Genomic DNA, 22,487 nt, shown 5'->3' with positions numbered 1-22,487 from the left:
TCATATTACGATCGCCGTCGGGGTTCGATGTGTCGATGCTAACAGACCACAATCTTCAGGACTACGACACAGCGTGTAAAGATATCACATGGGGCGATATTTATGCTGAGGCAGACTGGGACGCTCCCGATTCGTTGAACATCGCACACGAAGTCTGTGATCGACACGCTGGCGCGACCCCGGATCGAGTGGCGCTTCACTACGCGGGAGTCGATGGCGAACGCGAGGAACTAACCTTCGAAGAGCTTGCTGAGCAGTCAAATCGCTTTGCGAACGTCCTTACAGCACACACCGATCCGGGTGATCGCGTGTTTTCGTACATGCCACGCGTTCCCGAGCACTACGTTGCGATGATCGGGACTCTCAAAGCAGGAGCCGTCTGGGGCAGTGTCAACGAACGGTTCGGCCCAGACGGGATCGCGTACCGATTATCCGATTGTGATGCAAGCGTGGTCGTGACGACCGACGACAACCGAGCAACAATTGCGAGCGCACTCAAAGACGTCCCAAGCGTCGAGCAAGTCATCGTTATCGGTGGAGGTCACGAGGACGACATCGACTATCACGAGGCAGTTGCGGCTGCGGATGAGACGTTCGAAACGGTTCGGACAAGCGGCGACGACAACGCACTGTTGTATTATACGAGTGGGACCACGGGACCGGCCAAAGGCGTCCTACACAAGCATCGGTGGGTTGCGGGAGTCGCGGCCACACAGCGGTTTGCAGTGGACTTACAGGACGACGATCTCTACTGGAGCACTGCCGACCTCGGATGGCTGACTGGTCCCATCAACACGCTTGGCGCCTGGTTCTGGGGGAGTCGACTGTTCACGTACGAGGGGGAGTTCGACCCCGAGATGTGGACTGCTCTCATCGATGAGTTTCCCATTAGCGTCCTCTTTTCGGTCCCGACGGCCTACCGAATGCTCCGAGAACGGGAAGAGATGCTCGAAGACATCGATTCCGATCTCCGTCACGCACTGAGCATCGGGGAGCCGCTCAGCGCTGGCGTCGTCGAGTGGGGTGAGGAGGTGCTCGGCGTCACTATTCTCGATACATATGGTCAGACCGAAACAGGAAACATGATCATCAACAACTACCCGACGATGGAGGTTCGTCCCGGGAGCATGGGCAAACCACTTCCCGACATAACGGCTACCGTGGTCGACCCCGAAACGGGCGAGGAACTCGCTCCTGGCGAAACGGGCGTGATCGCTCAGAAAGGGGACTATCCGTGTTTCTTCGCTGGCTACTGGGAGCAGCCCGAAAAAACCGAGGACTGTTTCGTGGGCGAAGACGATCGATGGTATCTCTCCGGTGATCTCGGACATCTCGACGAGGACGGCTACTTCTGGTTCGAAGGACGCGCTGACGACGTGATTCTCAGCGCAGGCTATCGCATCGGTCCGTTCGAAGTCGAAAGCTCGCTCGGCGAACACCCCGCTGTGGCCGAAGGCGCAGTCGTCCCGAAACCCGACGAACAGCGAGGGAATATCGTCAAAGCATACGTCGTCCTCAGCGACGGGCACGATCCGTCGACGGACCTGAAAGAAGACATCAAACAGCACGTCCGAGAGGAACTCGCTGCCCACGAATATCCACGAGAGATCGAGTTCCGAGACGAACTTCCAAAGACAGTGACGGGAAAGATACGACGGACCGAACTACGCGACGAGGAGTGAGCGAGTAAGTTGCGCTTATCGACCGGCGCTGGTTGAAATCCATTGTGGAAACTACGATTGGTAATTCATCCATTATTGTGATTGTTCATGAGGAAATGATCGAGATATGACACAGCATCTCGAGGAGGCTATGAACGAAAACACTTACTACAAACAAAGCTCTCAGTTTGTGATGTAGCTGTCCTGGACGCTCGCTTCCTTTGGAGCGTCCGGGTAATTCAACCCTAATTAGAACCATGTGGCAAGACATTGTTATTTTAGCTGGTAGCATCGTCGCGATCGGCAGCCTCATTCCCACGCTGTTGAACGAGGATGCGCTCGTCCCACACACGACGAGCATTCCGACGCTCATCGTGCTCTCCGGACAGGGAGTCGCGTTCTATTCGCTCGGATTACTCGGCTCAGCGGCCGGGGCGGGAGCCGGTATTCTCGTCTGGGGGCTCATCGCCTATTACAAAGCACCGGACGATACATTCACGACGTCAGGTTTGGAGTACACTGAAAACACGGTCACCAAGCTCAAGGCTGCGGTGACACAAAGTGCCGAATAGTTCTGCAGCTTTCCTCTCTATTGGATCGAAATAAGCCGAACAGTCGTTAGTACCCGTCCTGCCACGAGTTCTCTGAGTACGATCAGGTGAATTCGAACACAGAAGTCTGGCGCTCTCGTTCGTCGTTCGAAGCGACATCAGAGCGAGCATTTGCTTCGGGTTCGTTGGTTTGTTGGTCGTTCGAACAATTGCGATTCCATTCGTCCAGACTAGATTGGTCTTCTTCGACGAACGCAAGATTCGAAACACGGACACCGAGTTTTCGAATAGCTTGTTCCTCGAACTCCTCGATGAGGTCGAGTGCGATCGTTTCGACGAGGGCAGCGTCGTCTACGGGACCAGACAACGAGCGCGCTCGCGTATGGACATCGAATGGTGGAGTCACAACTTTGATTCCGATCGTTTTATAGAGTATCTCACGGGTCGACGCGCGAGTCGTGACCTCCTCAGCGAGCGTCACCAGTCGATCAGCGATCCGGTCGGCGTCGTCTGTCGGTTCGGTGAACGCCGACTCGTTCGAGAGGCTCTTTGGCTGTCCGACAGGCTCGACTTCCCGATCGTCGTGTCCCCGTGCGTGGTCGTGAATCTCACGTCCCCGCTCTCCGAACTGATCGACGAGTCGTCCCCGGTCGGCGCTCGCCAGATCACCGATCGTCTCGATTCCCATCGATCGCAGCGCACGCGCAGTGACGGGACCGATGCCGTGGAGTTCTTCGAGTGAAAGCGGTGCCAAAAACGAGCGCACGTCGTCGGGAGGAACGACGACAACGCCGTCGGGTTTGTCGTAATCGCTCGCTACCTTTGCGGTGCTCATATTCGGAGCGACACCGATGCTCGCCGGAACGCCCGCCTCTTCTCGAATCTGCGCTTTCAGATTTCTGGCGAACACCGCTGCGCCCGTCCACCCAAGTCGATCAGTCACGTCGAGATACGCTTCGTCGATGCTGACCGCACGAACGGTGTCTGCAACCTCGCAGAGCACCGCTTTCACCTCCTGACTCACAGTCTCGTAATGTGCCATATCCACTTGCCGGTAGTGGCCGACAGGACCGTCGTCGTCTCTTGTGCGAGGGAGGAGATCGAGTGCTTGTGAGATTGCTTGTGCGCTTTCGACGCCGTATTCACGCGCCTCGTAGCTCGCAGTTGCAACTGCGCCGTGAGATTCCCCCGACTCATAGCCCATTCCGACGACGACAGGCTCGCCTTCGAGATCTGGGTCACGGCGGCGTTCGCAGGCGGCATAAAAACAATCCATGTCGACGTGAAGGACGATCCGATCCTCGCGCGTCGGCGCTCCTGGAAGGCGCGCGCCACTCATGCTATACGCCGATAGCATCGGGGTCGGTTTGTACTTGTCCAGTCCGCAGTGAAAGTGAACACTCGGGGATAAACGATTTCGATAAGAATGGGGACGGAGGGATTTGAACCCCCGATCGACTGATATCTCCGATCTCGCCTCGGTACTCCAGAGGGTCGTCATCGCGAGCGGTGATCAGCCACCCGCTCGGCATATCAGCTCTGTCTGGAGTTTCGTCACCGGGCGCGTGACCTCTGGAGTCAGTCGCCATGCCTGGCTTGGCCACGTCCCCGCATCACTGGAAACGGTAATCTTCCGTAAATCGGTTTCGGTTCACCCGAACCCAAGAGTCACTCCCGATCTGTCGTTTTCCAATCGCAATCTTGACATTTATAGCCAGTAACGAACTCCATAACGGACGGCATATACCCGACAGAGAGAACAGAGCCACCACAGTCCGGACACTCGCGGTTGGCATCCTCGATCGGTTCGGCGTCCATTACCGAGTCGCCCTCAATGAGTTCAGCGAGTGATCCTGGCGTGACCATTCGACCCTGAACGACACGGTTTCCCTTTTCGGCCATACGTAAGCCAGCGTGTGAATCGCCTAAACGTTGCCCCTTAGAGCCACGGAACGCGTTCGGATTCGGTAGCTGGTTCAGCTGCGGATTCAAGTTCGGATGGCCGACCACCATCAGTAATCGCGCCGGAACCAGATTCGGTCTCAGGTTCATCTGGCACACGATCAGTGTCTGTGTCGGTGCTACCAGTATGAGTGTGGCCACAGTCACAGTCATTGGGTGACGTGTCCGGGCCGTCGTCACGCTCGGTTTCGTTTTCGTGGGTTCCACTGAGATCGATCGAGAGCAGCGCAGTCACTGCGAGCACCGCGAGCGCAAGGGGGATCTGGTCGGAGATGAATCCGAGAATCGATAGTGAGAGGACACCGAGGGCAACCGCACTTCCGAACCGGAAGTAGTCGAGTCCGACCAGTTTTCGGAGGGTCGGTCCCGCAAGTGCAGCCCCGAGCGCGAACGCAACGCCCACACCGGCTGCCGCCGTACTACGGATGATCAGAGACAGATCAGTCGTGAACACGAGTTCCATGTTCGACGGATCGATGCTTGCGAGCAACCCGAATCCAATGATGACGCCGGGACTCGGAAGATACTCGCCGACGGTCGCACTCACGGTTTTCGCGGCAATCGCAAGAATGACCAGTGCAGCGAAACGCTCGAACGTCTCGAGGACGAGCAGCGACTCGATCGTCGGCGCAAGCGCAGCTTCAACGGCCGCAAGGCTGACGATGATCGAACCGACGGCAAGTATCGAGACAACCTGCTCACGACGGGAGCCACTCATTTCGGCGAGCACGACCGAGAGGGTCGCGCTACCACCGAATACGAGCAGCCCAACTTCGAGAATCCCGAGCACGGAGTCAACCGCTCCGGCGATAATAAGCGCAGGAAAGATACCGTCCACGAGCGGCAACGCCATGACGGTCGTAAGCAATCTCGTCCCAGGACCGACGTGACGTTCCAAGCGAAGCGCAACTGGGTGGTGTGACGTACTCATCGATCAGGATCGATGACCGTGACCATCGGCCGGGGAGTGTCCGTTACGATACCGTGGGCGCAAGCGAGCCGTCGCGTTCCCGAACGTATCGAACGTCGAGCCTCGCTGTGTAACGGGTTTCCCCACAAACATCCCTGTCGCAAATCGAAGCATCCCGGTGTTGATGTTGTTGCTTCCGGTGCTCGCTGCGATGGGACATCTGTAGTCCATACTCGTAATAATTGCCGTTTAAATCATAAACATTGCGTGAGACGTGGCCTCATCCGTCGTGACATCAATCGCCGAAAAGCGGTCACAGAGCAGCAACGAAATTGCTGCACTGGCCCAGAACCAGAACGGTGCATTGCACCACCACTTCGCACGACTCGCAAATCGTATAACCAGCGGACACAAGCCACAAGCATGGACGTAGCGATTTCGCGCTCTGCGGTCACGGGTCGTGTTCGTGTGCCGCCGTCGAAGAGTTACACGCATCGAGCGATCCTCGCGGCGGGATACGCCGACGGTGCGACCATCCACAACCCGCTCGTGAGTGCTGACACGCGCGCGACGATGCGAGCCGTTGAGGCGTACGGTGGCTCCGTAGACGATCGAGACGCACCACTGTCGATCACCGGCTTCGATGGCCGCCCGAACGTTCCCGACAACGTCATCGATTGTACGAACAGTGGAACGACGATGCGACTGATCACGGCGACAGCCGCATTGGCCGATGGACTGACGGTACTCACCGGTGACGACTCACTCCGTTCACGACCACAGGGACCACTACTCGACGCCATCGAACAACTCGGTGGACGGGCAGAGAGCACTCGTGAGAACGGACAGGCACCGCTCGTCCTCGGCGGACCAATCGAAAGCGGATCTGTCTCGATTCCGGGCGATGTCTCGTCCCAATACGTCACGGCGCTGTTGATGGCCGGTGGCGTTACGACCGACGGCATCACCATCGAACTCGAAACCGAGCTCAAGTCTGCACCCTATGTCGACATCACGCGTGAAGTGCTCGATGCGTTCGACGTCGAAACCGAGCGGACTGAGAGCGGATTCGCCGTCGAAGGTGGGCAGGACTACCGTCCCGAATCGGGAGAATACACGGTTCCTGGGGATTTCTCATCGGCCTCGTACCTTCTCACAGCCGGTGCACTGGCAGCCGACAGCACGCTCGTCGTCGAAGGCGTCTATCCGAGCGCACAGGGTGATATTGCCATTGTGGATATCCTCGAACGCATGGGCGCAGACATTGACTGGGACCGTGATGCGGGCGTTATCACCGTCGAGCGCTCGACCCTCACTGGCATCGAAGTGGACGTGGGTGATACGCCCGATCTCCTCCCAACGATCGCGGTGCTCGGGGCAGCCGCAGACGGGGAGACACACATCGTGAACTGCGAACACGTCCGATACAAGGAGACCGATCGCGTGGCAGCTATGGCGAACGAACTCGACAAGCTCGGTGGAGCGGTCACAGAAGCGCACGATACGCTCACAATCCACGGTGAGGAATCAACGCTTCAGGGCGCACGCGTCGCTGGATACGACGACCATCGGATTATCATGGCGCTCTCAATCGCGGGCCTCTCCGCAAAAGGAACGACGACGGTCGAGAACGCAGAACACGTGGACGTATCGTTCCCTAACTTCTTCGCCACGCTCGATGAGATCGGCGCGGATATCAGTCGATAGCTCTTTTCACTGAAACATCTATTCGTCGGCATCTGGTTGGAGGACGAGCCAGTGCGTACGCTGCATACGGATCTCGCAGCGTTGAGCTCGCTTTCAACCGAGTCGGTCGATAAGATCTCTTCCCTCGATGAAAGCGAGATCGTGGTGTTGTGCATAGGCGCGAGCACTGGTTGGCGAGCGAGCCGCTCCGGTTTCGTCATCGAGCATTTCACAGACGACGACAGCAGGTGGCTGTCCCGCAGCGTCGGCCAACGCGAGTCCGAACTCGGTGTGTCCCTGTCGGTCCGAGAGAAGATTCGGCGCGGCCCGAAGGAGGTGGACGTGTCCCGGCGCGTGAAATTCCGTAGCGAAATCGAACTCTTCACCGACTGTGGCCGCGTCCGCGAGCTTTCTGATCGTGAGCGACCGGTCGTCGTCAGTGATACCGGTGTACGTATCGCGGTGGTTGACGGTGAGCGAAAACGATGATCGGTCGTCGTACGCGAGATCGAGATTCGAACTCACGGGATGATCGATGATATCCTGTGCAAACGGAAGGTCGAACGTCTCACAGACTGAATCCGAGAGAGCGACACAAATCAGTCCGCCAGCGTCGTTGCGCATTTGTGCAACTGCGTCGGGTGTGACAGCTCCGGCCGGATAGATCAGATCTGTTTCACCCTCACGGTCGGCAGCGTCGTGAACGAGGACGGGTTCGTTACGACCGAACGCACCGATTACGTCCTCGACAGTGCTCGCGTGCTGTGGTTCACTTCTCGACATGGATTGTGAGTTCGTCGCCGTCTTCTACCGACAGTTCATCACGCAGCCGATCGGGTGCGATGAGTTCGAGTTGATCGTCAGCGTGGTGTGTCCGCTCTGGTGCGATGACGTGAGCAGAATCGTACGTCCGACCGTTGCCCTCAACATGAGCAGACCAACAGAATGCAGGTCCGTACGTTCGGTTGTCGTTCTCCCACCCATCGATTCGGATCGGATCGATCGATTCGAGACCAGCACGGGCGTGAACGCTCGCTTCGTCGAGGTCGATGTTCAGTGTGCCCGCGAACGGCTCGTAGCCCAATTTCGACGTGAACTGACGCATGTAGCCAGAGAGTGAGATGTAGTGTTTGCCCTCACCCATGCCGCCGGTCACCATCCCAGTGAGTTCGATACCCTGTTCACGCTCGAAGAGACGCTGGTAGTCGGCGTACTCGCGCCGAAGCACACGCTTTCCCGCGTCGGTCGTCGATACGAGCTGTCCGTCGGAAACGATCTGTCGGTCGATGAGTCCCGCCTCATCGAGCCGTTGGAATCGACGCGAGACCGTCTGCGTCGAGACGTCAAGACGACCTCCAAGACTGGAACACGACACCTGCGCCTGTCCTTCCAACGCGCCGTCGAGCGCAAGCACCTTCAGCACCTCGCGCTCGTCGGCACCAACTGTGACGCCAGTCGATTCTGCCATATTTCATCGTCCGTAGTCATCGCTGATAAGCGTACCGAATGTGAAACGCTTCTCAAATTTGGAACAGTGAGGGAGTTGTACCGTGTTTGTCATCGAAGCAGAGCGTCAGAATAGCATTTCCGAACCGTACAAAGCGAACCAATGTGGTGTGATGAGGCAGTAAGTGAACCACTAGTATGTAGTAGGTGGTACAGACCGATCACTAATTAGATTCAGTATCCCTATCCGCACTGGCGGAATAGCGCGTGTATGTTCCTATCGTTCCGCGAGGAGGTGGAAGCGGTCCTCGCTGATGCACTTTCGGCGGTTGGGTACGAAGTCGACGATCTTGCTATCGAGGAACCACCAGACGATGTTGCGGCGGTGCTCGCGACGAGCGTCGCCTTCCGGCTGGCAAGCGAGGCTGGCGCGGCACCGCCCAAGGTCGCCGCAGAGATCGCCGCAGAGATCGACACAACTGACTCCGAATACGTCGGTCACGTCGAGACAGCAGGACCGTACATCAACTTCCTGCCGAGCGAGAGCTACTTCGATGGAACCCTGACTGCAGCACAGAACGAGTCCTACGGGCGTCTCGATCGGACCGGAACGAATGTCGTTGTCGAGCACACGAGTGCCAATCCGACGGGACCTGTTCACGTCGGTCGCGCTCGTAATCCAATCATCGGTGATGCACTCGCAAACGTGCTCGATTTTGCAGGGTCTGATGTCGAACGTCACTACTACGTCAACGACGCTGGTCGGCAGATGGCCGTGTTCACGTGGGCTTACGAAACGTTCGATGAGAGCGATCTTCCCGAGCCAGCTCAGGATCGTGCGGACTACGAGCTCGTACGCTACTATCGAAAAGGAAACGAATTCTTGGAGACGGCAGACGAATCCGACGTCTCGGAAGCCGAAGCTGAAATCGAAGCGATCATGCAAGGTCTCGAGGCGAATGATGAGAAGACCTACGAACGGGTTCAGACAGTCGTCGAGCAAGTGCTCGGCGGGATGCGCGAGTGTCTCGCTCGGCTCCCAGTGATGTTCGATGCGTTCGTCCACGAAACGAAGTTCATGCGCGATGGGTCGACTGACGATGTAATCGATCGGCTGCAGGAGCTCGATGGGGCGGTCTACGAGAATGAGGCATGGCAGCTCGAACTCGATGCACACGGCATTGATAAGAATCTCGTCTTTCTCCGCTCCGATGGAACCAGTCTCTACCCGACGCGCGATCTCGCTCACCACGAATGGAAGTTCGAGAACTTCGATCGATCGGTGACGGTGCTCGGCGAAGACCACGAACTACAGGCCGCCCAGCTCCGAACGACGCTCTCGCTTCTCGGAAACGAGACCGACCAGCTGGAGCAAGTGCTCTACTCCTATGTGAACCTCCCGGACGGGAAAATGAGCACCCGACAGGGAACTGGAATCGATCTCGATGATCTGCTCGATGAGGCAATTGCTCGCGCTCGTGAGGAGGTCGAACAGCGACTCGACACCCGGATCCGCGACGACGAGTTGGACGACGACGATATCGATCGCATCGCCCGGCAGGTCGGAATTGGTGCTGTCCGCTACGATATCGTCTCGAAACAGCCCACGAAAGCGATTACGTTCGAGTGGGATCGTGCGTTGGACTTCGAAGCGCAATCGGCACCCTACGTCCAGTACGTTCACGCGCGGACGTGTGGCATTCTCGATGAAGCGCGCGCAAACACAGAAGAAGGCACAGACAGTGTTGTCCTCGATGGATCTGTGCTCACGACTCCGGAAGAGCGCGACCTACTGCGCGTCATTGCACGATTCCCTGCTGTCATCGAACGAGCAGCCAACGAACTCGAACCGCATCGTGTGGCGACCTACACACGGACGTTCGCCGAGACGTTCAACGTCTTCTACCGCGAATGCCCGGTGCTCACGGCCGAAGAGAGCGTTCGAGACGAACGAGTGGCGCTCGTCGAGGCGTCGCGTCACACGATCGCGAACGCGCTCTCAGTCCTCGGAATCGCTGCACCGACGTCGATGTGAAAAACGAGTCATCGACACGAGAACTCCGATTGCGACGGTGAACAGTTTCATGAAGACAAGTCACTCATCAATCACTGCCAGAAGAGCGTAGCCAACATACAACGTCCCGATCGTGAAAAGTGTCGGTGCGACCTTCACCCACAGTGATGAGTCAACGAGGTGGACACCTCCCAAGTAGCCAATCGTTACACCAACAAAACTAAACACTGGTGTCAAGGCCATTGCTCTCCACGGATGATTCCAGGCATCCCAACTGAACGAGAATAATTTTTCACGGATAGTCATGGCAGTTCTTTGTCACTCATACGTAAAAAATGGTGTACTCACGCAACCGCTTTCAGCGTGAACTCGACGTCAAAGGAGAGTTCTGTTCTTTGCGAGCCGGCTCCCGTACTGTAAGAGAGCGTATCAGAGATGCGGTAGCGACCGGCTCCGGGGGGAACCGTTTTCTTGGGATGAATTTCAGTTGTTGGAGGGAGGATCTCGTACCGCCGAGAGAGCCGCTCACCGGGGGAAAGTTCGGTGATACTACCGATACTACAGACGGCACCGTCAGTGATATTGACGCATCCTTCATCCTCGTAGTTGCGCCAGAGCAGGAACTGACCGCTATCATCCACGCGTGTGGCAGTCACTACGCCGAACGGTGGAACCGTTCCAGCAACCACTTCCTGTGTCTCTCGACTATTGTTCGTGAGCGAGAGTGAGAGTGCGCCTCGACTGTCTGGAGACACTCGCTGGTTACTCACAGACGCCGTGAACGCGATTGCCGAGGAACGGCCGGGAGTCGACGTCACCGAAAGATCAGCGATGTGGTACTCTCGGTCAGCGGACGAGGCAAGACAGCCAGTCACCAGACTCCCGAGAGAAACGAGAAGAACGCGACGACGCATACCCACAATGGTAACTAATCAGATAAATATCTTCTGTGACCGCGAGCACTTAGTCGCAGAATAAGCACTCAGAGCGTCCCACCACTGAGGGAGAGTACGACTGCTGCCCCAACACCGAGTGCTAGGAGGAGGAACAACACAACCCACCACAGTGGAACCCGACTACTCTCGTTAACCATAGTAGTGTATTTTGATTATCTGAAGATCAGTCGAAGATGCGTCGAAGCCGACCGAGCGCACTGGCTCGCTTTTCTTCTTCTCGCTCCTCTGTGAAGAACGAATCACTGCCAGCTCGCGCTTCGTCGTAAGCGGCTGTCGTTACTGGACCGCTTCCTGCTGCGTCAGTCGTATCCTCATCAGCGTCTTCAGCTTCAATGACAGCGTCATCGACGTCTTCACCGCCCTCGCTACTTTCGCTTGAGGCAGTGGCTGAAGCGTACTCGCTTTCGGTCTCTTGGAGCTCATCGACGCCAACGATGGTCGCTGCGAGATCAGAAAACGCCTTCGCTGCCGGGCTGCCGGTGCGTGCAACGACGTGTTTCATGGTGATCGCGGAATCTTCCGGGATCGAAGCGAGGACCTCATCTCCGAGTTCGTCAATGAGTTGCTGTGTTTCCTCATCTTCACGCGCCCGGTTGACCATGACGCCCTCGACAGTTCCGCCAACACGAGTCGTGAGTTCGCCGGTTTTTGCCGCATCCCTAATCGCCACGACGTCCGGTGTGGTGACGAGCACGGTCTTATCAGCGAGACCAAGCGGTACCATCACCTCGTGAGAGAGACCAGCACTCGTATCAAGCAAGACAACGTCGTACTCCTCTTTCAGCGGTCCGACAGCGTATTTCAACCGTGATGGATCAGCTTCTGCATACTTATCGAGACCTTGGGTCCCAGGAATAACCGAGAATCCGCGATCGGTTTCGTACGTTGCTGCACTGATACCGGTCTCACCAGAGAGCACATCATGAATTGTTTCGGCGTCATCAGGTTCGACGCCAACGACCGGTCCGAGATTTGCCATGCCGAGATCGACATCAACACCAACTACCTCATATCCGGCGGCCGAGAGCGCGGTTGCGAGGTTAGCAACGGTGGTCGTCTTCCCGACACCTCCTTTTCCACCTGCAATGGCGTAGGCCCACCCACTCATATGTATCCTATCTCAACGTGAGAGACACTAAACCCTTCCCTCGGTGCAAAGGGTACTTACGGCTCATCCATCTACTCCCATCAATGAATGAAGACGACCAGTCGGACCGTCGAAAATATGAATTCAAGAAAGTAATCGAGGAACTAACCGAATATACGGGCTCGGGAACGCAGCTCGTCTCGATCTATGTTCCCCCAGACCGTCAGATTAGCGACATCGTCGCTCACGTCACCCAAGAGCACAGCGAAGCGTCGAACATCAAATCGAAACAGACCAGAACAGCCGTTCAGGACGCTCTCACAAGCATCAAAGACAGGCTGCGCTACTACGATAACCCACCGGAAAACGGGATGGTGCTCTTCTCGGGCGCGATTAACACCGGCGGTGGCCAGACCGACATGGTCACACGAGTGCTTGAGAAACCACCCGAACCGATCCAGTCGTTCATCTACCACTGTGATTCTGCGTTCCTCACCGAACCGCTTGCAGAGATGTTGGGTGAGAAAGGACTCTACGGGCTCATCGTTCTCGACCGGCGCGAGGCGAACGTCGGATGGCTGAAAGGAAAGCGAGTCGAACCCGTCAAAAGCGCCTCTTCACTCGTGCCGGGCAAGCAGCGAAAAGGTGGACAGTCAGCCCAACGATTCCACCGACTCCGTCTAGAGGCCATCGACAACTTCTATCAAGAGGTCGCAGAGATGGCAAACGACCTGTTCGTTCCCGATCGCCACGATATGGACGGCGTACTCGTCGGAGGTCCATCGCCTACCAAAGACGAGTTCCTCGATGGTGAATATCTCCACCACGAGCTTCAGGACTTAGTTCTCGGGAAGTTCGATGTCTCCTACACCGACGAGTCAGGTCTGTCCGACCTCGTCGATGCGGCAGGCGAGGCACTCGCAGAAACGGAGGTAATGAAGGACAAATCCCAAATGAACGAGTTCTTCAAGGAACTCCATCAGGGAGATCTCGCCACCTACGGCTTCGAGCCGACCCGTCAGAATCTCGTGATGGGTGCCGTCGACCGTCTACTGGTGAGTGAAGATCTCCGCGAGGACGTGGTGACCTACATCTGTCCGAACGAACACGAAGAGCGTGAGATCATCGACCAGCGCAAGAACACACCTGATCACGACTGTTCGGAGTGCGATGCGGTCGTCTCCTCCGAAGACGGGGAGCGTGAGGACATCATCGAGCACCTGATCTCCATCGCAGAGCAACGAGGAACCGAAACGAAGTTCATCTCTACGGACTTCGAGGAAGGCGAACAACTGATGAACGCGTTCGGGGGCGTTGGTGGAATCCTTCGTTACTCCACGGGAATCTAAACACGGTGTCTGTCGTATTTTCAAACTGTGGGACACACAGTACCCGTACAATAACTCACTGACCTATTCGCTGTACGATGAATTGGTCGTACACTTCGCCGCGAGTCACAGCTCTTCACTCCATTCTATAGCTCTTCGCCCCATTCTTTTTTGAACTGTTCTTCGAACAGTTCCAAGAATTCGTGGCGTTTCTCGGCGACCGACCGGGCAGTGTTCGTGCTCATCTCATCTTTGAGGTGATACAGCTTATCGTGAAAGTGTCCGAGCCCGGAATACTCCTGCCCATCGGGAGCCCACAGCGGGTTCCCGACGACGCCCGTAAACGCGAAGTTTCGTGCAATACCGACTGCACCGATGGCGTCGAGGTTGTCAGCATCACGGAGGATTTCCGCCTCAATCGTTTCAGCAGGACGCTCAATCCCTCGGAAATCGTACTCGTCGTGAACCTCGACACAGTGAAGCACATCCGCAATGTGCTCTGCAGGAAATTCTGTCGTCGCTAAGATAGCACGCACTTCAGAAAGGGTGTCTTCGGGATGAACGTACTCATCATCCGCACCTAGTGAACGATGGACGTCGTGGGTCAACGCAGCAGCACCGACCACGTCACAGTTGGCGTTCTCGATATCAGCCAGTCGTACGCCAACATCAAAGACACGCCACGCGTGAGCCATGTCGTGCCCTGACGAATCGCTGCCGAGCCATCGTTCCATTTCGTCCGCAATCGTCTGAAAGAGCTGTAGATCGGTCACGATCTCTGCAACATCATCAGTCAGAATCGACGATTGATTCGGCATGATATTGTTTAAAAATCAGATGTCGGTGATAGAATATCACTCTTCGGTCAACACAAACACGGTCACCGTCAGCGAGATCACGAGGAGGAAACAGAAACGACGGTCGATGCGTCTGACCAAAGCAGGAAAATCGCGTTGCGCAAAGTGCTTGTTCGACAGTGTCGTTTATATGACTCGATTCTGGAGGTAATCGAGGTGTTTTGCGTTGTAGACGATCTTGACGTCGTCATCGCCCGGCGACCCGATGCAGGTCAGGCGGACGTTGCGGTCTTCGACTTCCTCATCGGAGAGGATCTGCTGCATGTCCATCTCGATCTCACCCTCTTTGAGGATGGCAGCGCAGTTCGCACACGCGCCTGCTCGGCACGAAAACGGCCAATCGTATCCCTGTGCCTCAGCGGCCTCAAGGATGTACTCGCCTGGGTTTACCTCGATGGTACCGTAGTCCTCTTCGTTGAAATCCTCATCCGCGGCTTTACCGAAGAGATCGTCGTCGTCCATCGCCCAGCCGTGGTCATCGAGCACTTCATAGTTTAGGTATTCGACAGTGGGCATCATCCGGCGATTTGACGGCCACAATGTTAGGCCTTGCTGTTGAGCAGCGTCAGCATAGCTAACGGACAAATATGAAGAAAGTGTATGGCCAGCGCAATGAGGGACCACGCAGACGTGGGGATTACTCAATCGTGATCTGTCACGTACTGATGGATTAAACACGCCCATCACGATCGACCCGTTTAACCTGTGGCCCACTGACAGAGAGGTATGTTCTCGGAGTTCGAAGTTATTCCCGCAGTTGACGTACAGGACGGACAGGTCGTCCAACTCGTTGGTGGCGAGCGCGGCACCGAGCGCACGTACGGTGATCCAACTGTAGCAGCCGAGCGCTGGGTCGACGCAGGTGCATCCACACTCCATCTCGTCGATCTCGACGGGGCGTTCGAGGGGAACCGACAGAATGCGGACGCGATCGAGTCGATCGTTTCGAGTGTCGGCGTCGATGTCCAGCTCGGTGGCGGGATTCGCACCGCTGAGGACGCGATCGAACTGCTCGACCGTGGGATCGACCGCGTGATCCTCGGAACAGCAGCGGTCGAAAACCCCGACATTGTCGCCACGATTAGCAATGAACACCCAGAGACGGTGATGGTGAGTCTCGATGCGAAAGCAGGCGAAGTCGTCGTCTCGGGCTGGACCGAAGGCACGGGACTCGATCCCGCGACAGCAGCCGCACGCTTTGAAGCGCTGGGTGCGGGAGCAATCCTTTTTACCGACGTGGATGTCGAGGGACGACTCGAAGGAATCCGTGCCGGTCCCGTCGAACAGATCGTCGACAGCGTCGATATTCCTGTCGTCGCCAGCGGCGGTGTCGCCTCAATCGATGACGTTCGCGCACTCAAAAAAGCAGGCGTCGCAGCTGTTGTTGTCGGTACAGCGCTCTACGAAGGAGCCTTTACGCTCGAAAATGCGATGAACGCTGTCCGTGAGTGAACGCACGCGTTCGACGCATTCGACACTCGATAGCTAACCGTTGCACTGTCGAGCGCCGCCGCAAAAGAGAACTTACTCCTCATCACGCTCCATCCGAAGACGAATCGGGCGTCGATTCATCAGCAGCCGAGTGCGAGGTCGAGCGATCCCCCGTCGTGTCAGTCACAGCGTCTGATTCGGAAGTATCCTCACTCTCAGCGGGAGCAGTGCCTGTCCCGGTGTCAATATTGGTGTTGGAGCCTGAGTTGGAATCAGAATCAGAATCGGTGTCTGTGTCATCGGATTTCGCCGGTGGTGGTCCGTCGGCGTCTGGGATCGGATCGGCTCCGATGGCGTCTGGGTTGAGTGGTTCCCCGTGGATGAGTTCTGGGAGCACGATCCGAGCAAGGTGGATGGTCAACACGAGGAGGAGTGGTCCGAGGAAGAGGCCGTACCAGCCGAAGATGAGCGGCCCGAGGATGTAAGCGAACAGCACGAGACCGACGTGGAGATTTCGACCTGAAATGTACGGCCGAAGGATCAACTCGGTCAGTCCATCGATGACGACAGCGGAGACAATTAGAAACGCGAGCGGAAACAGCAATAGACTCGGGTTGTTCAGACCCGCGACCGCACCGAGATACACCGTTACAGGGACGTAAACAACCTTCATTCCGACGACAGGTATGAGACTTGCCGCACCGGTCAACAGTCCGAGCAGCGTCGGTGCGGGGATCGAAACACTCTGAGGGGCCCACAGGTTGAGTGCATGATACATCGTTAAGGACGTGACTGCAACCACAAAGGCGTTCAAAATGTTTCCAAAGAACACCGTTTTCAGATCCTGATCAACAGCGTATCCATAGGCGATCAGCGTTTCGTCGTCTCGTGCGAGCGCTGTCCGCGCCCAGCCGGCTAGTTTGTGATCATCTCGGAGGAGATAGAACGCGACAGCGAGAGCAATGAACGCCTGAAGTAAGCCAGAAGCAACTACACCGAGATACGTGCCAGCCGATTCAAGAAAACGCTGGACTGTTTGTTCAGAAACCAAACCTTCGAGCTGCTGCGGATCGTTCGCGATGGAGCTAATGAATTCCTGAAACGAGTGAATTCCAGTCAAATCAAAATACGGGTCCAACAGAGGGCGGTACGTACTGAAACCGGGATCGGTCACAAAACCGAGTTGTCCAACAGCAATGGAAATGGTATACGCTACCAGAAGGAGGACTGGAAGTGAGATCGTCAATAACGCAACCATAACACCAACACTTGGTGGCTGAATCCGACAGGCAAATTGCTCGTAGATCGGACGAGTTGCGTAGTAGATGAATACGCCAAGCACGAACGCTCCGAGATACGAGAGGATAACGTAGGCGAGAATCGCGCCCAATAGGACGGTGATGAGCCACCACGCGATTCGCGAACGCCCCCCGAAGAGCGGAATGCGATCCATATGTCCTATTGGATCAGAATCATACATACCTTTTCTGTGAGTTCCGACAACTAGTTTCAGATACTATGATCAATAAGAGAACGATCCATACTACGCACATGTGGTAATGTGAACACAGGAATAACTCCACAGTTCAATTATCAACACATCTTAACAGTCAGTGATGAGGGATGATTCACTGAGATTACATCGCTTGACCGATGTTTATTCGTCGAACAACGTTTCCCCAGCGACAAGGTGATCACTGACGACATCGAGATCGAGAGTCAGACCGAGTCCAGGTTGCTCGGGGATTTCGATATACCCGTCTTCGATTACGGGTTCTTCGACCATATCAGACCACCATGGGAGTTCATATGAGTGGTACTCGACAGCGAGCGCATTCGGGATAGCCGCTCCGACGTGTGCGCTGGCCATCGTTGCGATGGGTGAGGAGACGTTGTGCATTGCGACAGGGATGTAGTACGTATCAGCCAAATCGGCGATCTTCCGCGTCTCGCGCATTCCACCCACTTTGGGAAGATCAGGCGCGAGAATATCGACCGCCTGTTCGTCGATGAGACGGCGCTGACCGTGCTTTCGGTAGACGTTTTCACCGGCGGTGATGGGCGTCGTCGTGCTGTGTGTGACTTCTCGCTGCACGTCGATGTTTTCTGGTGGAACGGGATCTTCGAGCCACCAGATCCCACAATCCTCAACAGCGCGAGCAAGTTGCTTTGCGCTCCCAGGAGAGAACGACCAGTGGCAGTCGAACGCGACATCGGCCTGCTCACCGACGCGTTCGGTGACAGTACGGATGATATCGGCCTTGTGCTCAATTTCGGCCTTACGGAGATGGCGGTTCGCGCGGTCTTTCTCGTGGCCGCTTGGCACGTCCAAATCGAACTTCAACGCGTCGTACCCAAGTTCGTTGACCACGCGTTCGGCTTCCCGAGCACAGGACTCCGGCTCTGACTCGTCGCCAGCATGACAATCACAGTAGACACGAACCTCATCGCGGTATTTCCCGCCGAGGAGTTGGTATGCGGGCACATCGAGTATCTTTCCCGCGAGGTCGTGCAATGCGATTTCGATACCAGCGATTGCGGTAACAGTCACACCCGCAACCGATCCCTCACCGGACATCTTCTGGATGAGGTGCTCGAACAGTCGGTCGATATCGAGCGGATTCTCCCCGATGAGAAACGGCTTCATTCGAGCGATGAGTTCTGGAACACCAGCACCCCAGTACGCCTCACCAGTACCGACAATCCCAGCGTCTGTGTACACACGCACGAGGGTCCACGGGAAGTTCCCATCGACCATTGCAGTCTGAACGTCGGTTATCACAGCGTCTCGCGGTCCACCTCGCTCGCGCGTAACGCCCATCGTCTCTGCTGAAAGATCCCGCATCGTATACTCCGCGTTTGGATCGTGGAGTGTGGAGTAGTCCCGTGCCATGGTTTTACATTTACTCACGTCGTAGTAAATACTTAGCGTTTCAAGACACCAAGCCGTTCGAGCTCGTCTGCGAGGGCGGCTTCATCGGATTCGTTCATCCGCCGGAGCGGGCGACGGAGCTCTCCAGCCTCGAATCCACGCAACGAGAGTGCGCTTTTCACACCGGCAAGATACGACCCTTGCTTGAATGCGCGCCGGACTGCATAGAGCGTCTGCTGGAGTGACTGTGCGCGTTCTCTGTCTCCTTCGTCGTACGCCTCGTATAGTTCAACGACGATTTCGGGAAACGCGTTCGCAATGGCGCTGACAAGACCGGTACAACCGAGGTCGAGACCGGGGACGAGCAGCGAATCCGATCCGGCAAAGAAGCTCACATCAGGGGAAGCAGCGATGACTTGTCCGAGCCACGGAATGTCTTTGCTCGAGTCTTTGACACCAGCGATCCCATCGAGAGCAGCAATTTCGGACATCGTTTCGCGTGCGAGGGAGTTGCCGGTCCGGCTCGGGATGTGATAGACGTACACCGGAAGTGAGATATTGTTGACAATCTGTTGGTAGTGCTCAACTGCGCCTGTCCGATCGATCGGGAAATAGTAGGGGGTGACGACGACGAGACCGTCCGCTCCGGCAGCAGCGGCCTGCTCGGCGTTCTCGATGGTTTCACGAGTACCCGGCGCGCCCACTCCCGCGATAACTGGCACTTCGCCGTTGATCTCTGTGGCGACCGCCTCGATCACTTGTGTGCGCTCATCGGGAGTCAGTAGGGCGAACTCGCCGTTTGTTCCGAGCGGGAAAACGCCGTGTGCGCCACGATCAACGACGAACCGAGCGTGTGCTGCAGTCGTCGCCGCGTCGATCGATTCATCTTCGTTGAACGCTGTTATCGTCGGTGGGACGACGCCATGGAGATCAAGTGGGTCGTCAGCTCCTGGCGCTGGTGCGTATTCTGTCATTGTATGCTCTTTCTTCAGGAGGCACGTAAACCCCCCTTCTAACACTGGATGAGTTAATTCAGAATGGAATAAATGTTTTCAGATGCAGAGAATGTCATCTGATCTGGCCGTGGACGGAGGGTGAGTCAACCGGCGACACAAATTGCTGAGTTCCGACTTCCTTCACCAGCGCCGAGCAATTTTACCGGCGAGCGTCATCGGGAGGAACACGGCGAGCAGGACGAACAGCGTCGTCTCAGTTGATAGGCTGTCAGTTGTCGTGCTGTAGAGACAGATCGCACCGGCGGCGAGCACACCAACGACGGTGGTGACGTAGTCGGGATCACTCCACGAATCGGGGACCGAATCAGATCTCATCGATGGCTGTGAGATCGCTCTTTGTTAGCCTCTTTCGATTTATTCTTGGGGTGCCATACATACATCATAATAATTAGAATGAAACAATTTTTGTTGATCCCAGATACAATCATACTATGGGATCATACAGTCGTTTAGCGGATCTGCCAGTGACGATCGAGGAGTACGATCTCGAACTCAAAGAGCGTGAGACGTCGAGTGATTTCACGCGAACGTCGACGGTCATCGTGTTGCGTGGAAAAGGAGAAATCGGATACGGCGAGGATGTCACGTACGAGGGTGATGACCAGCACGCATTCTTCGAGAATCCGACGTTCCCGCAAACTGGGGAGTTCACCCATCGTGAGTTCTCTGAAATGGTCGGTGAGCCGGGATTCGGTGAAGGTTGGTCGAACCGAGCGTACCGTCGGTGGGGCTTCGAGAGTGCCGCCCTCGATCTCGCACTGAAACAAGCGGGGACGAACCTCGCAGCAGTGTTAGAGCGTGAGTACGAGCCGGTTCGGTTCGTCGCCAGCACTCGGCTCGGTGATCCCCCGACGTTCGATCGGATCGAAACACTCCTCGAACGCAACCCAGACGTGGAGTTCAAACTCGATCCGACCTCCGACTGGACCGCAGAGCTCATCGAACGACTCGCCGAAACTGGACGGGTACGCATCCTCGATCTGAAGAGCCAATACGAGGGCACGAGCGTCGATCAGCCCGTCGATTTCGATCTGTATCAGACGATCGTCGAGCAGTTTCCGGACGCGATTATCGAAGATCCAGCACTCACCGACGAAACACAACCCCTGTTCGACGGCCACGAAGAGCATCTCTCGTGGGACGCACCGATCCACGGCATCGATGACATCAAACAGCTACCGTTCGAGCCGTCCGTGCTGAACATCAAGCCGTCACGATTCGGCTCTGTCGAGTCGCTGCTCGACAGCATCGATTACTGCCTCGAACGAGACGTCACACTGTACGGTGGGGGTCAGTTTGAACTCGATGTTGGTCGAGAGCATATTCACGCGATTGCGTCGCTGTTCTATCCGTATGGACCCAACGACGTCGCTCCGAAGGACTACAACAATCCAGACTTACCCGAGAATCTCGAACGGAGTCCGCTCGACCCACCGAACGATCCGAACGGATTCCAGTGGTAACATAGATCTTATTTTCTGAACTTTGACGGATTATCGGGTCGACTGTGACCGTCAGCCAACAGCGCACTCGCGAGCGCACCGTGGACAACAACATCGCCCGAAAGGGTTGTCAGCTGTACATCGGGAACGTTCGTGAGGACGAGTTCGGGAAGCAGTTCGTTGATCGGATCGATGATGAGCTCCGGATTGTTGAGCGCGACTGCCCCACCGACGTTGATCACAATGGGAGCGTACGCGTGGGCGAGGTTAGCCATGCCAACCGCGTTCCACTGGGCGATGCGCTCAATGACGTAGTCAGCAAAGTCATCGCTCCCGGCGTGTTCGAACACTACTGGTGCATCAAACGGAGGATTTGAATCAGCATCAGCGTCAGTAGCACTACTAGAAGAAGAGAATGCGTCTGGTGACTGTGCATCAGAGTCACGACTGGAATCCGCAGGGAGCGGGAGATCGGTCTCGACTGGATCTTGTTTGTGGAGCTGTTGTGCGTATTTCGGAATATTGTTCCCTGAACAGTACGCCTCCCAGTGGCCGTCACGGCCACAGCCACAGGTCATCGTCCCGCTTGGATCGACAATCATATGCCCAATCTCGCCAGCATTCCCGTCCCAACCCGAGAGGAGACTGCCGTCGACAGCCACACCAGCACCGATACCACTGGAAATGGTCACGTAGATCATGTCGTCGGGCGAGTACTCGCCGTAAAATCGCTCGCCAACTAATCCCGCGTCCGCGTCGTTGTGGAGGACCACCTCACTACCACCGATGAGTGATTTGAGCGGACCGGTCAATGGGATGCGATCGATGGTATCGGGAAGGTTTGCGGGACCTTCGATCACACCCTCCGCGAGATCAAGTGGGCCAATAGACCCAATTCCCGCAACCTGAATCGACTGCGGTTCGATCCCTGCATCGTCACAGGAGTCGCGCACCGCTGACAGAACGGCCTCTGTGACTGCGATTCCGGTCGGACCACGAGGGGTCGCACAGGTCGCGCTGCCGATGACCTTTGCATCTGCGCCTGCCACCGCAGCCCTGATATTTGTCGCCCCTAGATCGACGCCCGCGTAGTAGTCCATTGGTCTATTAGGCGAACTGGCGTCACTTAATTGCATAGATTTACTCGAATGTGAGTCCCTGTGACGCATCGAACGAAATGCTGATTACCTAGTAATACGATTTCAGTGCGTTTTTCCACCCATAGTTATTGTAAAACATTAACTCGGACTATAGTTAATTAGAAGAAA

At 56.2% G+C, this 22,487-nt stretch carries 23 protein-coding genes and 1 tRNA gene; 7 read left to right on the top strand and 17 right to left on the bottom strand.

The features are described 5' to 3' along the window. Nucleotides 1-35: 35 nt before the first annotated feature. Together MW898_RS16905 and MW898_RS16900 are read left to right on the top strand one after the other, a co-directional pair. Nucleotides 36-1,682 carry an acetate--CoA ligase gene (locus MW898_RS16905; protein ID WP_248909799.1) on the top strand — a complete coding sequence of 549 codons (1,647 nt, stop codon included), beginning with the start codon at nucleotides 36-38 and terminating at the stop codon, nucleotides 1,680-1,682. A gap of 236 nt (nucleotides 1,683-1,918) precedes the next feature. Further along, nucleotides 1,919-2,233 carry a hypothetical protein gene (locus MW898_RS16900; RefSeq protein ID WP_248908995.1) on the top strand — a complete coding sequence of 105 codons (315 nt, stop codon included), beginning with the start codon at nucleotides 1,919-1,921 and terminating at the stop codon, nucleotides 2,231-2,233. A gap of 82 nt (nucleotides 2,234-2,315) precedes the next feature. Here MW898_RS16900 and dinB read toward each other — a convergent pair whose 3' ends face one another. The 5 genes from dinB to MW898_RS16875 form a co-directional block, all read right to left on the bottom strand. Next, nucleotides 2,316-3,551, bottom strand: a complete 1,236-nt coding sequence (dinB, locus tag MW898_RS16895) for a DNA polymerase IV (protein ID WP_248908993.1) — start codon at nucleotides 3,549-3,551, stop codon at nucleotides 2,316-2,318. Between the two features lie 88 nt (nucleotides 3,552-3,639). After that, nucleotides 3,640-3,822: transfer RNA gene (locus tag MW898_RS16890), tRNA-Trp, on the bottom strand. Between the two features lie 58 nt (nucleotides 3,823-3,880). Beyond that, on the bottom strand, nucleotides 3,881-4,114 hold the full coding sequence (locus MW898_RS16885; protein ID WP_248908991.1) for a DUF5795 family protein: 234 nt from the start codon (nucleotides 4,112-4,114) through the stop codon (nucleotides 3,881-3,883). 37 nt (nucleotides 4,115-4,151) lie between these two features. Next, nucleotides 4,152-5,105: a DUF5794 domain-containing protein gene (locus MW898_RS16880; protein ID WP_248908989.1), complete on the bottom strand. Its 954-nt coding sequence runs from the start codon at nucleotides 5,103-5,105 to the stop codon at nucleotides 4,152-4,154. 3 nt (nucleotides 5,106-5,108) lie between these two features. Next, nucleotides 5,109-5,315 carry a hypothetical protein gene (locus MW898_RS16875; protein ID WP_248908987.1) on the bottom strand — a complete coding sequence of 69 codons (207 nt, stop codon included), beginning with the start codon at nucleotides 5,313-5,315 and terminating at the stop codon, nucleotides 5,109-5,111. A gap of 192 nt (nucleotides 5,316-5,507) precedes the next feature. Between MW898_RS16875 and aroA the strand changes: the two genes are divergently transcribed. After that, nucleotides 5,508-6,791, top strand: a complete 1,284-nt coding sequence (aroA, locus tag MW898_RS16870) for a 3-phosphoshikimate 1-carboxyvinyltransferase (RefSeq protein WP_248908984.1) — start codon at nucleotides 5,508-5,510, stop codon at nucleotides 6,789-6,791. 93 nt (nucleotides 6,792-6,884) lie between these two features. Here the strand turns inward: aroA and ribB are convergent, their stop codons facing one another. Then, nucleotides 6,885-7,553 carry a 3,4-dihydroxy-2-butanone-4-phosphate synthase gene (gene ribB / locus MW898_RS16865; RefSeq protein ID WP_248908982.1) on the bottom strand — a complete coding sequence of 223 codons (669 nt, stop codon included), beginning with the start codon at nucleotides 7,551-7,553 and terminating at the stop codon, nucleotides 6,885-6,887. Continuing rightward, on the bottom strand, nucleotides 7,540-8,238 hold the full coding sequence (locus MW898_RS16860; protein ID WP_248908980.1) for a DUF120 domain-containing protein: 699 nt from the start codon (nucleotides 8,236-8,238) through the stop codon (nucleotides 7,540-7,542). The genes ribB and MW898_RS16860 overlap by 14 nt, the downstream gene beginning before the upstream one ends. A gap of 249 nt (nucleotides 8,239-8,487) precedes the next feature. On the opposite strand from MW898_RS16860, the gene argS reads away from it, so the two are divergent. Further along, complete coding sequence (argS, locus tag MW898_RS16855; protein WP_248908978.1) at nucleotides 8,488-10,251, top strand: arginine--tRNA ligase; 1,764 nt, start codon at nucleotides 8,488-8,490, stop codon at nucleotides 10,249-10,251. Between the two features lie 60 nt (nucleotides 10,252-10,311). Here the strand turns inward: argS and MW898_RS16850 are convergent, their stop codons facing one another. The 3 genes from MW898_RS16850 to MW898_RS16840 form a co-directional block, all read right to left on the bottom strand. Then, complete coding sequence (locus MW898_RS16850; RefSeq protein ID WP_248908975.1) at nucleotides 10,312-10,473, bottom strand: hypothetical protein; 162 nt, start codon at nucleotides 10,471-10,473, stop codon at nucleotides 10,312-10,314. 101 nt (nucleotides 10,474-10,574) lie between these two features. Then, entirely contained in the window at nucleotides 10,575-11,144 is a 570-nt protein-coding gene (locus MW898_RS16845) for a DUF8130 domain-containing protein (protein ID WP_248908973.1), read from the bottom strand. A gap of 205 nt (nucleotides 11,145-11,349) precedes the next feature. Further along, nucleotides 11,350-12,294, bottom strand: coding sequence for a MinD/ParA family ATP-binding protein (locus MW898_RS16840; RefSeq protein WP_248908972.1), 945 nt, complete (start codon nucleotides 12,292-12,294; stop codon nucleotides 11,350-11,352). A gap of 83 nt (nucleotides 12,295-12,377) precedes the next feature. Here MW898_RS16840 and prf1 point away from each other — a divergent pair, with 83 nt between their 5' ends. After that, a complete protein-coding gene (gene prf1 / locus MW898_RS16835; RefSeq protein ID WP_248908971.1) occupies nucleotides 12,378-13,622 on the top strand; it encodes a peptide chain release factor aRF-1 in 1,245 nt (414 codons plus the stop codon). A 125-nt stretch (nucleotides 13,623-13,747) separates the two neighbouring features. Here prf1 and MW898_RS16830 read toward each other — a convergent pair whose 3' ends face one another. Next, nucleotides 13,748-14,419 (bottom strand): HD domain-containing protein, encoded by a 672-nt coding sequence (locus MW898_RS16830; protein ID WP_248908969.1) that lies wholly within the window; start codon nucleotides 14,417-14,419, stop codon nucleotides 13,748-13,750. 165 nt (nucleotides 14,420-14,584) lie between these two features. Then, the gene (gene fer / locus MW898_RS16825; protein WP_248908967.1) at nucleotides 14,585-14,974 is read right to left on the bottom strand and encodes a ferredoxin Fer; all 390 of its coding nucleotides are present in this window, start codon (nucleotides 14,972-14,974) and stop codon (nucleotides 14,585-14,587) included. A gap of 210 nt (nucleotides 14,975-15,184) precedes the next feature. Between fer and hisA the strand changes: the two genes are divergently transcribed. Next, complete coding sequence (hisA, locus tag MW898_RS16820) at nucleotides 15,185-15,910, top strand: 1-(5-phosphoribosyl)-5-[(5-phosphoribosylamino)methylideneamino]imidazole-4-carboxamide isomerase (protein ID WP_248908965.1); 726 nt, start codon at nucleotides 15,185-15,187, stop codon at nucleotides 15,908-15,910. A gap of 82 nt (nucleotides 15,911-15,992) precedes the next feature. On the opposite strand, the gene MW898_RS16815 is transcribed toward hisA, so the two are convergent. The 4 genes from MW898_RS16815 to MW898_RS16800 form a co-directional block, all read right to left on the bottom strand. Continuing rightward, nucleotides 15,993-17,342 carry an AI-2E family transporter gene (locus MW898_RS16815; RefSeq protein WP_248908962.1) on the bottom strand — a complete coding sequence of 450 codons (1,350 nt, stop codon included), beginning with the start codon at nucleotides 17,340-17,342 and terminating at the stop codon, nucleotides 15,993-15,995. A gap of 204 nt (nucleotides 17,343-17,546) precedes the next feature. Beyond that, entirely contained in the window at nucleotides 17,547-18,782 is a 1,236-nt protein-coding gene (locus MW898_RS16810) for a mandelate racemase/muconate lactonizing enzyme family protein (protein WP_248908959.1), read from the bottom strand. 32 nt (nucleotides 18,783-18,814) lie between these two features. After that, the gene (locus tag MW898_RS16805) at nucleotides 18,815-19,735 is read right to left on the bottom strand and encodes a dihydrodipicolinate synthase family protein (protein WP_248908957.1); all 921 of its coding nucleotides are present in this window, start codon (nucleotides 19,733-19,735) and stop codon (nucleotides 18,815-18,817) included. Nucleotides 19,736-19,897: 162 nt separating this feature from the next. Next, nucleotides 19,898-20,092, bottom strand: a complete 195-nt coding sequence (locus tag MW898_RS16800; RefSeq protein WP_248908954.1) for a hypothetical protein — start codon at nucleotides 20,090-20,092, stop codon at nucleotides 19,898-19,900. Nucleotides 20,093-20,208: 116 nt separating this feature from the next. Here MW898_RS16800 and MW898_RS16795 point away from each other — a divergent pair, with 116 nt between their 5' ends. After that, a complete protein-coding gene (locus MW898_RS16795) occupies nucleotides 20,209-21,240 on the top strand; it encodes an enolase-like domain-containing protein (RefSeq protein ID WP_248908952.1) in 1,032 nt (343 codons plus the stop codon). An 8-nt stretch (nucleotides 21,241-21,248) separates the two neighbouring features. On the opposite strand, the gene MW898_RS16790 is transcribed toward MW898_RS16795, so the two are convergent. Further along, nucleotides 21,249-22,319 (bottom strand): ROK family protein, encoded by a 1,071-nt coding sequence (locus tag MW898_RS16790; RefSeq protein ID WP_248908949.1) that lies wholly within the window; start codon nucleotides 22,317-22,319, stop codon nucleotides 21,249-21,251. Nucleotides 22,320-22,487: the final 168 nt, after the last annotated feature.

Source organism: Halocatena marina (assembly GCF_023276375.1).
GTDB lineage: Archaea > Halobacteriota > Halobacteria > Halobacteriales > Haloarculaceae > Halocatena > Halocatena marina.
The sequence above is the reverse complement of the archived record's forward strand: the minus strand, read 5'-3'. Positions and strand labels throughout refer to the sequence as shown.